The organism is Streptomyces sp. NBC_00513 (genome assembly GCF_041431415.1).
Classification (GTDB): domain Bacteria; phylum Actinomycetota; class Actinomycetes; order Streptomycetales; family Streptomycetaceae; genus Streptomyces.
The window spans coordinates 17,096-27,815 of record NZ_CP107847.1 but is presented as its reverse complement, the minus strand read 5'-3'; the positions used below and the strand labels follow the sequence as shown (position 1 = coordinate 27,815).

Annotated in this window: 8 protein-coding genes; 6 read left to right on the top strand and 2 right to left on the bottom strand. The window is 70.0% G+C overall.

Annotation, left to right across the window (positions count from 1 at the left end):
• Window positions 1-22 precede the first annotated feature (22 nt).
• Complete coding sequence (locus OHA84_RS38215) at window positions 23-700, top strand: hypothetical protein (RefSeq protein ID WP_266976895.1); 678 nt, start codon at window positions 23-25, stop codon at window positions 698-700.
• 1,928 nt (window positions 701-2,628) lie between these two features.
• Window positions 2,629-4,020 (top strand): hypothetical protein, encoded by a 1,392-nt coding sequence (locus tag OHA84_RS38210; RefSeq protein WP_371591632.1) that lies wholly within the window; start codon window positions 2,629-2,631, stop codon window positions 4,018-4,020.
• Between the two features lie 965 nt (window positions 4,021-4,985).
• Here the strand turns inward: OHA84_RS38210 and OHA84_RS38205 are convergent.
• Window positions 4,986-5,291, bottom strand: a complete 306-nt coding sequence (locus OHA84_RS38205) for a hypothetical protein (protein WP_266976891.1) — start codon at window positions 5,289-5,291, stop codon at window positions 4,986-4,988.
• 612 nt (window positions 5,292-5,903) lie between these two features.
• On the opposite strand from OHA84_RS38205, the gene mobF reads away from it, so the two are divergent.
• The 3 genes from mobF (at window position 5,904) to OHA84_RS38190 (ending at window position 9,311) form a co-directional block, all read left to right on the top strand.
• Window positions 5,904-7,643 (top strand): MobF family relaxase, encoded by a 1,740-nt coding sequence (gene mobF / locus OHA84_RS38200; protein ID WP_266977058.1) that lies wholly within the window; start codon window positions 5,904-5,906, stop codon window positions 7,641-7,643.
• On the top strand, window positions 7,640-7,966 hold the full coding sequence (locus OHA84_RS38195; RefSeq protein WP_266976889.1) for a hypothetical protein: 327 nt from the start codon (window positions 7,640-7,642) through the stop codon (window positions 7,964-7,966). The genes mobF and OHA84_RS38195 overlap by 4 nt, the downstream gene beginning before the upstream one ends.
• An 868-nt stretch (window positions 7,967-8,834) precedes the next feature.
• Window positions 8,835-9,311, top strand: coding sequence for a hypothetical protein (locus OHA84_RS38190; protein WP_266976887.1), 477 nt, complete (start codon window positions 8,835-8,837; stop codon window positions 9,309-9,311).
• A gap of 80 nt (window positions 9,312-9,391) precedes the next feature.
• Here the strand turns inward: OHA84_RS38190 and OHA84_RS38185 are convergent, their stop codons facing one another.
• Window positions 9,392-10,228, bottom strand: a complete 837-nt coding sequence (locus OHA84_RS38185; RefSeq protein ID WP_266976885.1) for a hypothetical protein — start codon at window positions 10,226-10,228, stop codon at window positions 9,392-9,394.
• A 314-nt stretch (window positions 10,229-10,542) separates the two neighbouring features.
• Between OHA84_RS38185 and OHA84_RS38180 the strand changes: the two genes are divergently transcribed.
• Window positions 10,543-10,698 carry a hypothetical protein gene (locus OHA84_RS38180; RefSeq protein WP_266976883.1) on the top strand — a complete coding sequence of 52 codons (156 nt, stop codon included), beginning with the start codon at window positions 10,543-10,545 and terminating at the stop codon, window positions 10,696-10,698.
• Window positions 10,699-10,720 lie beyond the last annotated feature (22 nt).

Here is a 10,720-nt window from a genome sequence, read left to right as displayed (position 1 = left end):
CCCGGAACCGTTACGGCGGACCATGGAGACCCGCGAACCGATTCCGACTCCATGGCCAGAGCTCACCGAGCTTGCCGAGCTGAACCATCGCCACAAGGTCGGCATCATTGCCCAGCGGGGCAGCCGCGAGGCGAAGATCGGCAGGGATGTCGCGGTCCACGCCGCCAAAGCCGGTGTCCCCACCGTTCTGTACACCGGCTACCCGCCGGAGACCATTTCCGGCTGGCTATCCATCGACGAGACTCCCACTCCCACTGCCGACGACGTGAACGCACGGGCCAAGCGACTGATCAACGGGGAAAAGCCAGCGTTCATTGTCATCGAGCGCTACGAACGTCTCCATCCCGTACCTCCGCATTCTTCCGAATGGGACGAGCCGGTCGACGATCCGCACGACGACCCCGAGAACGAGCCGGACTCGTGGGCGGATCAGCTCATGTGGTCAGTCCGGGACATCAGGATCGACATCCCCATGCTGCTCACAACAGTCGTCACCCCCGAACCAGACCTCTCTCGGCGCATGTCCCAGTGGCTGCACATCGACCACCCCGCCATGGTGATGACCGATGTCTGCAAGCCGACGCTGCTGCTGAACCGCACCAGCCCCCACACCGTCGAGGCGCTGATGGCAGTCGATCCGCACGAGTACCGGACTGGGTACCGCAACAGCCTTAGCTGGACTCCGCTGAACCTAAAATGAGTCGTAAGACCCGCCCCGTCACGATCGCCAGCCTGTACAGACCGACGCGCTGCCGGCCACGGACCACGCGTCCGTGGCCGGCAGCGCGTAACGACTTCCACCGGCCTCGTTCAACGGTATGGATGGAGATGTCGGCGGGCGAACTACTGAGAAGCGACCGGAGTTGCGGCCTTCGAGGCGCGGCACCCTCGGATTCCGGTAGCGGGCAAGAACGCCCTTGGGCCGCATCCGTGCCGCGCGCCGCCCGCTCGAGTACGGACCGGTGCCCGCCGTCGCCGACCAGGATTCGCCGGGGGCTTCCGGGCGGATCGGCGCAGAGCGTTCCGCCCAGGACGAGCTCCGCCCGTCCGTCTCGGCGTCGGCGAACCCGCCTCATCTGGGTGCCGTCTGCTGGGGGAGGGGCCCCGCAGCTGACGGACCACGCTGGGCAAGCCTGCGAAGGACAGGAGGGCAACCCCCTTGACCGGTGAGGGTTCCATGGCGGGCAAGGGGGGTATGGCCGTGGATTCGCAGGCTTGCCCAGGCTCCCTCGGCGCGCGGGGAGTTGCACCGGCGGTTGTCTGCAGGGGTGGCTGCAGAGGGAGACTAGGCGTTGCACCGGAGGTGTGACCGGGAGTGGGACCCCCTAAACCGGAGTGGGCGCGTTCCGGCAGGTCAGACCCCGTGGGCAAGCCCGAAATGAAAAACGACACCTCTCTGTCCACGCAATAGCCGTGGTGAGAGGTCTCTGGCGTGGCCGGGGCGAGGATGACTGCGGCCGTCCCCGACGGCTCCGGCCCTGCTTGCTCTACAACATGCCCTACAACTGGCCTTTCAACTTGCTCTCCAACTTGCTCCACAAGTAGCCCTACAACTTGCCTCCAGACTGGGCCGGCGCGAGCTGCGGTGCCCTGTGGCCTGGTGGTCAAGGGGTCGTCCTGCCGGATACGCACGCCGACTACTTCGGTACGACACCCTTCCGAGACGACGGGGACGGCAGAACCTCCTGTGCCCCCCGCGTGTTGGGCACTGGCCGACGTGAGGCTTCCGCGTTCTTGGCCGAGCATGGCGACTGCGCCGAAGCGCCGATCCCGGTCGTGTGGTGTTCGAGACCAGCCGTGGCCTGCCGGTTGCCGGGCCGGGCGACGGCCCCGTGATGGTGGAGTGGGCACGTTACGGATCGGACATCCGGTGGCTGGCTGATGCCTCATGGCCGTCGAGGCATGTGTCGGCCGCCGACGCAGAGGCGGAACTCGGGTCCGGTGATCGCCTCGTCCGAGGGCCTGCGCAAAGGAGTCCGAAGTACCGGATTTTCAATGGAAGGGGAGGGTCCGCAACCCTGTCGGCTCCTGGGCGAGGCTGCTGTGGGTCCGCGACACGCTGAGCCGGATTGACCCTCTTGACATCTCAAGCCACAAAAATCGTCGCACGTCTGTTCGTCTTGCCGGGCTACTGTCGCCCCTTCCACCCGTAGAAGGGAAAGAAGCTGTGCGTCAGAACGCCGCCAGCAACACCGTGTTAAGAATTGCCGCCACCCTTGCCGCCACCCTCGCTTCCGTCGTGGGAACGACGGCCGCGGCTCCTGCCCAGACCACCGCTGATACCCGGCCCGCCTCGATCGCAAGGCCGCTGACACCCGACACGGACACAACCCGAAGCCCGAGAGCAGCCCGGCAGCGCGTCTGGCCATCAGCCACAACACGTGCTCGACGCCCACTTCCGACGGCCGCCACAGCTGCCTCGAGGTCACGGACACACCACACAACGGCGGGCTGAGGCCATCGCCCGGACTTGCCGCTGGCGTCACGCCACCGCAGTGGTGCGACCAGGCCAACAACCAGGTGTGGGGCACCCGCACCCAGGCATGCATCTGGCAGACGGTCACCTACACCACCTACCGCGTCAGCAACGGACAGCGGACGACGACCGGGCAGGCCAACCTCATAGTGATGCAGTACAACTACACCGACACCGGTCTGGGCCGCTACGCGCACCAGATCGACACGTCGATGTACAGCGGCTGGGGAGACGCGACGAAGGCCACGATCGACGGGCAGGCGACGCTGACGGGCCCCTGCACGCGCACCAGCGCCACTTTCCCCGCCAAGCCCCTCTCGCCCGTAAACAGCTGGAACACCGGAGAGTCCTTCTTCGACAGCTCACTCGTGGGCCCCGCGACAAAGGGCAAGTGCAAGACCATGTGGTACCTCACCTTCAACAATGCGGGCTACGACCCCGCCGTTGTCGACTATTCGATGAACGAGGTGCGCTGCGACAACGCCACGGCCGGTCGGCCGGGCATCGGGTGTGTCATTCCGTGGGTGGCCTCCAACCTTGTCTACACCCGCACCGCGACGCCTGAGCTCGCCGACCACGTGACCAAGGCGCAGGCCAGCGGGCTGCCGTCACGGTTGACACGGACCGAGGACCAGACCGTCATCGATTCCAACCGCACCAAGGCCTGCGGGTCCGCTCCGAGCGTCCCCGGAAAGTCCTGCGACGAGTACCCGATCGCCACCTCGGAGCAGGGGCTGAACGCCGGAGGGACGCGGCGTACCCACCCCGGCTGCGGGTTCACCGGCGTGCCGGCCGGGACCGGCCCCGTCGGCGCCAGCGTGTGCATGATCGCTGCGACGGGGACAACAGCTCGCAGGGCGGCACGAACACTCAGTTCTTCCGGCGCGATCGCGTCCTTCAGAGCGACCCGTTCAACGTGGTCGTCCAGTAAGGGCAGTGCAGGCCCCGGACCGGCCGGGGCGGCGCCGTTGCGTGGCGGCCGAGGCGGTGATTACCTCGCCTGGCAGTGGCTGCGCCGTACGACACAAGGAGCGGTGATGACGATCCACCAGGCCCCGGTCTTCGTCAACGAAGGTACTTTCGGGATCTTCGACCATGGCGAAGTACCCATCGAAAGCGCTGACTGGTCCGGTGACTTGATTGCCCCGATGTCCGCAGGGGCGATGGTGCGGACCGGCATCAACACCGGCAACGTGCAAGTTGAGGTCCGGACAGGGCCTTCGCAGGTCTCGTCGGGAGAATGGGAGGAGGCCGCGACGGCGCAGGTCTGGTCGCCCACGGGCAGCCTGCGCATCGAGTCGGTCGTCGACGGGCCGCAGTCGGAACTTCCGGTCCTGTCGGCCTCCGGCCCGGGCTGGTACGAGCTGGAGGTCAAGGCACGCGGGCGCCGACAGGCCCCGGACGCTTCCCTCCTCGAATCCGCCGAGGCCTACCTGATCACCCTTCGCCCGGTTCCCGAGAAAACACCGCCCGCCCCCGCCGGAGCGGACACTGCGCCGGACCCGGACGAAGAAGCCAGGCGACGACGACTACTTCAAGGATGAGCGGAGACCGCAAACCGTCGTCTCCCGCCCCTGCGACGAGGGGCGGGACACCGCCATTCGCGCAGCTCTTCACCGAGGTCCGGTCACTCGCTGATCGTCCTCCCGGAATGTGTGCCAGAACCCGCTTGAAACCTACGCAGCCACGCTGACCTGCCGCCAGGCCGCCGAACAGACACGCCGCCCAAGCGCAACGAGCTGCGGTCGCTGTCCGAGCTGCGCGACGGCCGGCGAGGGTCGGCGGTCGCTGGCGCGGGCCGCGGCCGCGGAGTTGTGGACGCGGGTGCGGCCGGTGGTCGACGTCGTCTTGACGGCTGTCGAAGTCGTCGCCGCGGTGTACGTGAGGCGTGACGCGTTCAAGAACCATCACCTCCTGGCCGAGGCCCGCCTCACCTCTGCCCCTGTCCGGAGGCGCGGGCTAGAGTCCTCTCCAGTCCGCGCCGACATGGGTGCGCGGGTCAGGACCGGTGCCCAGAGCGCTCTGGGGCAGTACGACCGGACCGAACTGGGCCCCGGCGCATCCGTGAGGGTGTACCGGGGCCACTTTCGTGTGCGGGCGGGCCGACCAGGAGTCCGGTCGGCCGGGGGTCTCGCTAGGGAGGCTGCGGCGGCAGATTGGTCTGGGCACGGTCTCTTCCTCGACGGGTTGACCCGGTGGGCGGGAGCCCGGCCTGAGCGCTGGGCGAGCCGAGGATTGCGCCGGTCATGTGCGGGTGACGGTGTATCCGTCCGGGACGCTCGCGAGGATGAGTGCGAGCTCCGGGTTGTCGACGGGCGGCACCCCTGGAGGAGAACGGCGGAGACCTGTACGGGGCGCCCGGGTGGAGTTGTCCGGGGGCGACACGATGGCCCACCCGCACGACCTGACATCCCCGTCGGCACGCTGCCGAGCGGGATTCGCGCTTCAGCCGCTCCGGTCTGGAGGTCTAGTCAGTTTCACGCGTGGAAGTAGCCGTGAGCCCGTCGGGTCAGGGGCCGGTGAGGATGTCGTGGGTGCCGATGCGGCGCCAGATGACGTGGGGCGTGCCTGGACGGAGCGTGGCTCCGTACTGCCAGGTGGCGCGTCCTGCGGGTCCAGTGCCCATGGACCAGGTGAGTTCGTAGATGCCGGGGAATCCGCTGATGTTCTTCACGCGGAGGCCGGCGCGGATGCGGCTTCCGGTGCGCAGGTCGTCGACGAATGCGGTGACGGCTCGGCGGAATCGGCGGTGCTGTTCGGGTGTGAGGCGGTCGAGGTCGGCGGTGAAGCGGGGCAGGGACTCGTACGTGGGCACGGCGTTCTCCTCCATGAAGCACGAAGCCCCCGGCCGGTGGCCGGGGGCGGGGGTGGCTGTTCGTGGTGAAGGGCGTCGGTGACGTGGTCTGTTCAGCGGTTGCGGGTGGTGGGGGCTGTCGTGTGCTGGTGTGCGTTCCATGACGCTCGATTGGGTTGGAGTGGGATTCCGTGGGTGGGGCGCAGCATTCGCACGGCTGCCGTCAGTTCTCGTAGCGGGTGCGCATCGCGCTCTTGGGCGCGTACTGCCTCGCAGCCGGCACATCGCCGCACGGTGATCCAGGTGCAGGCCGGGTGGCTCTGTTGGGCGGAGGGGCGGGCGCGGCCGTACTCGATCCGGAGCGGTCGGTGGCACAGCGGGCAGGGGTCTTCGTGGAGCAGTTCGTGATTCGTGCGGCGGACTGTGCATACGCGCGCGGGCTACCGTCTCGGTCTGCCGCGGCGGCCCGCCTGGCGGGCGCTGGGGGTAAAGAGTTGGTGACGGCTTCCCGCCCGGCGGGACGACCCCCGGCCCGTGCTTCTGCGGAGGTCATGAGCGGGTTTCCATGACCGGGTGATCAGCAAAGGTGACCTCCGTCCGGGAGACGGGGTGCGGTACCTGTTCCGCGGCGTGATGGTCGGCGACGGTCGGCGCCCTGCGGGCACGTCGCTGCGCGCCGCGCAGGAGGAGGCCGGTGTTCCGCCCGGTGTGTGGAAGGGCCGGGGCCTGGCCGCGGTCGGCCTGTCGGCCGGGGACGTGGTGACCGAGCGGCAGGCCGAACTCCTCCTCGGCGAGGGCCGGCACCCGGACGCCGACCGGATCGAACGCGAGCGCCTGGCGGCGGGGGACACCCCGGCGAAGGCCCGGCGGGCGACCGTGCTGGGCAGGCCCATCGAGCACAATCAGTCGCCCGAGACCGACCAGGCCAAGAAGCGGACGGCCTGGCTGGGCATGGACTTGGTGTTCCGGGCGCCGTCGACGGTGCACATCGCGTGGGCCCTCATGGACGACGAGACCCGCCGGGTGCTGGAGCTGTGCCAGGACATCGCCCGGGACAAGACGCTGGCGTGGCTGGAGGAAGCGGTCGCGGAGATCCGCTGGAAGAGCGCCGGCACGAGGCGCGCCCGTGTCCGCGACGGTCTGATCGTCGCGGTCTTCCGGCACTACGAGTCCCGCGCCGTCGATTCGCGGCCCCTGCTTCACGACCACGCCGTGGTGTCGATCCGTGCCCGTCGCCCGGACGGCACGTGGGGCAACCAGACCGCCGCCGCACTGATGACGCACATCGTCGCGGCCGACACCCTCTACACCCTCCACTTCATGGAGGAGGTCTCGGCCCGGCTCGGGTGGGCGTGGGAGCCGCGCGAGGTGACCCCGGGTCGCCGCCCCGTCATGGAGATCGCCGGGATCGACCAGCGACTCATCGGCTGGCAGTCCACCCGCCGCCAACAGATCGAGGACGCGCTCCCCGTCCTGGTGGCCGAGTACGAGGCCCGGCAAGGGCACCCGCCGGGGGAGCGGGCCGCCTACGTACTCGCCTGCCAGGCCGCCGACCAGACCCGCTCACCCAAGCGCACAGAACTACGGTCGCTGTCCGAGCTGCGCGCGGCCTGGCGGGACTCGGCGACCCAGGCATACGGAGCTGACGTCGTCGCTGGGCTGCTGGCGCGCGCCCGAGCAGCGGCCGCGGCGATATGGGCCCGGGTACGCCCGGTCGTCGACGTCGCCCTGGCGGCCGTCAACGTCGCCGCCGTGGTGTCCGTGATGCGCGGCGGGTTCAAGCACCACCACCTCCTCGCCGAAGCCCGCCGCCACCTCTCCTACGTCCTGCGCGGCCGCCCCCACCGGCCCGGCCTGGACGAGGAGATGGTCCAGGCGGCCATCGACGGCTACACCCGCCCGGCCAGCCGGCGGATGATGACCGCCGACCTGCGCGACCTGTACCCGCATGACATCGGGGACCAGGCCGTGCTGCGCGCGCTGACCCGGAAGAGGTCCGCCTCCCCGTACGAGCGAGCCCGTCTTGCCGCTGCCGCACTGACCGCCCGCGTCCACGCGCTTCGCCGCGCGGACCGGCTGAACTTCCGGCCCCGGCCGCGCAACGTCAGCGTGCCGGCCACCCTGAGCCCCCGCGCCGGGCGGAGGACCGGCCAGGATATGGAGCCGATGACGGACGTCGCCGCGGCGGAGCAGACCAGCCGGACGCTGGAGGCCGCCGCCGCCGAGATGGCCGCCCGCCTCCAGGCCGGCATCCGGGAACGAGCCGCCGCCCCTCGCCCCTCTTCCAAGTCTGCGGCGGCTCCGCCGCCGAGCGCCCAGCAGCCTGTCCAGCCCGCGCCGGGCCGGACCACACCCACCGGAGGAATCGCATGACCAGCACGCCGCCCGCGGACCCGAGGATCGAAGCCGTCGCTGCCCGGCTGAAGGAGGCCGCCCAGAAGCGCGCCGAGGCGTACGCGCCGCCGACGGACTGGCAGCCGGTCTGGAAGCGGCCCCGGAAGCCGAAGACCATCAAGGCGAAGAAGGAGCAGTTGGCCAAGCAGCACAAGCGGCTCAAGGCGGCCGGTGTCCGACGGTTCTACGGTGCCCAGTCGCGTCGGCCGCGGCCCCGGCAGAACCGTATCGGCAGCGCCGCAGCCCGCCGCGACGCCCGCGCCCTGTCCCGGATGCGGCACTCGAACGCCTGGCTGTGGTGACGAGCTCGGCAACCGCAGCCGGGCGCTCACCGCCGACGCCCGGGGCATCACGGTCGCGGTGTGGGTGAACCCATGCCCCGGTTGAAACGGGGCGAGCCCTGGTACGAGACCGGCGTCGACGACCCGGACCGTCGCCGCCGGCGCTACCCCGAGCCCGCCGCCCGGTGACCGGCGCTGGGCAAGCCCAAGGGGAGCCTGGGCAAGCCGCCCCGAACACCGGCTTGCCCACCCCGGCTGTCCGGGCGGCATCGGTCATGGCCATCCCGGGATTCCCGGCGGGGTGCACCTCACCGATGGCGGGTTGTCCTGTGACAGCGATCATGGACTGATTGTCACCGAAGTTGGACCAATGCCGGTTTGTGACAGCGAAGATGGACCGCCGCAGGTCAGCGCGCTGCAAGAGCCTCCGCCGAAGCTGTCGCCTGGCACTCTGGTCGCTCCCTCAGCGACCGCTGGATTCGTCCTCGCTGGTGATGACCACCGCCGCCCACGCTCTCTCGCGACGGCAGCAGATCGGCCTTGACCTGCGGCGGTCCATCTTCGCTGTCACGAAAGGAGCTCGGTCCAACTTCGGCGGCAATCGGTCCAGGTCCGGTGGCACAGGGCACGGGTGACCGGTCACCGCCTCGGCGGGAGTTGCATGGGCCGGTCACGGCGCTGACGTGCTGATTGACCGATTCCGGGAGACGGATCGGTCACGCCCGGCCCGCCGATCGGTCACGGGATCCGCTGGGCAAGCCTTCACGCGGAGGGCTTGCCCAGCGTCCGGGCCGCAGGGCGGGACGGCTCCTGAAGTCCGCGGAGCACCGTCCGGGACGCGGCGCCCCGAAGCCGGCCGACACCACCTCGTCGGCCGTAGACCAGTTTCATGAGCGAAGCCAAGCAGGAGAACCCCGCCGGACTTGAGGTCCACGATCCCAGCGCCATGTGGCGCGCACTGACCCGACTTCACGCGACCCACCCCGAAGCGCCCGACCGCTTTCTTCCCTTCCTGAGGCCGGAGGTGTTGCTGTCTCTCACCCGGTCGGAACTCCTCTGGAGGACGCGGGTGGAGCTGGCGGGCGGAGAGACCATGGCCGACCTGCATGACCTGGTAGGGGATTTGGTGCCCGCCCTGGATACGGACGACAGGCACGCCCTGCCCGGGGAGACGCTGGAAGTCGTGGTGGGCACCCGGCACGAACTCGCCCTGCACCCGGCCCACGTCGACGGCCTCACCCGGCTCCTGCGCGAGGCCGTCGGCACCATCGGGGCCCGCGGCACGCCCGGGGGCGGCCGGTGCTTCCACTGCGACGGCACCGGCCGTGCCCGCCCGCTGTGGGAGCCGGCCGCCGGGCAAGCCTGAACGACTGGGCAAGCCCAAGGCGACCCTGGGCAAGCCCGGCCGCACGACGGGCTTGCCCAGAGCCGGGGGCCCTGCGGGGTTCAGCGTCGGTGGCGCCAGTGCTGGTGGACTTTGAGGACCTCGTAGCTCCACGCGGTGTGCGGGCGGGCGCCGTACGGGGGCTTCCAGCCGAGCTGTTCGGCCACGGCTGGGAACCGGGGGTGCATCTGCCGGTCTTCGACGGTGACGAGCGCGGACAGGAGAGGTTCTCCCTTGCGGCCGTCTTCGTCGACCAGCCACAAGAGGACGCACTGGTCGTCGGCGTGGAGACGGGGCAGGCCCGGCAGGCGCTTGTGGACCTGGGGCCAGGTAGTGGTGGAGCCGGCCCGGGCGGTCTGCTCCAGCAGGGGCCTCAGCTCGGTCGCGAACTCCCACAGCTGCCCGGTTTCCAGGAGCGCCGGCTGTTCCCTGCGGGGCGTGCGAACCTTCACGACCGGCGTTAGGTCCGGGGCCGGAACCGGTGTGGGCACCGATACCGGGACAGGAGGCCGAGGCGGTGCGGTGGAACGCCGTGGTGCCGCAGGCGGCGTGACCTTCCGGCCCGACGACCGGACGACGGATTCGCCGGCCGGGCCGATGTCCGGTCGCACCCGTAGCGGGGCGGCGACGGGTTGCTTGGGCTGGGGCGGCACGGACTTCAGCGGAGCCGCGGCTGCTTGGCGGCGCTCTTCCTCCTGCCACCGGCGGGAGCCCAGGACTTCCTTGAGATCTTTCAGCTGGGCCCGCTGCTCGCGGGTCTCGCTCGGTGGAGCTCCGGCCGCCTGCTGCCACGCCAGAGCGTATAGATCGGCGGCGACCGCGACGGCGTACCGGTCGATGGCCCGCTTCAGTTCGGTCAGTGTGTGGTTCAGCGTGCGGCGGACCGTGGCGATCTCCATCGCGGTCCTGGGGGCCTGGCCTGTGGTCCGGCGACGGAAATCCGTCTGCCAGGCCGCACCACCACTGAGTCGCACCCGGTTGTTCCCCAAGCCCATACTCCCCCCGAGCTGCACAACAGATTCCCAAACGGTCGGGCAGGCCACCGCTCAGACGCAAGAGAGCTGCCAGCCAAGAAGGGACATAGGCCGGGGCGCGGACCCGTTGCGGCCGGCTGGCCAAGGTGCTGGCCGAAGTGCGGCATGGAATTCGCGGAGGCGGCCCGCAGCCACCCCGTCATGGGACACCCTGAGTTATCTGGTGGGAGGTGGAGGCGTTGGGGCCGGACGAGCTCCGGCGCCTGGTCCTCGCCGCCGTCGCCCCGTACATCGACCGCGACGTCCTCGCGCAGCAGAGCGCCCGCGAGGCACAGCAGCGCTGCGCATTGTCCGAGTTCCTCGACGGGTGGGGCAGCGGAGAAACGTCCGCCTGAGCCTTCAGTACGTCTCGAAGTC

Excerpts from the sequence above, each read along its gene's own strand:
- OHA84_RS38215 (WP_266976895.1), top strand. The coding sequence starts at position 23 with ATGGAGACCCGCGAACCGATTCCGACTCCATGGCCAGAGCTCACCGAG.
- OHA84_RS38210 (WP_371591632.1), top strand. The coding sequence starts at position 2,629 with ATGCAGTACAACTACACCGACACCGGTCTGGGCCGCTACGCGCACCAG.
- mobF (WP_266977058.1), top strand. The coding sequence starts at position 5,904 with ATGGTCGGCGACGGTCGGCGCCCTGCGGGCACGTCGCTGCGCGCCGCG.
- OHA84_RS38195 (WP_266976889.1), top strand. The coding sequence starts at position 7,640 with ATGACCAGCACGCCGCCCGCGGACCCGAGGATCGAAGCCGTCGCTGCC.
- OHA84_RS38190 (WP_266976887.1), top strand. The coding sequence starts at position 8,835 with ATGAGCGAAGCCAAGCAGGAGAACCCCGCCGGACTTGAGGTCCACGAT.
- OHA84_RS38185 (WP_266976885.1), bottom strand. The coding sequence starts at position 10,228 with ATGGAGATCGCCACGGTCCGCCGCACGCTGAACCACACACTGACCGAA.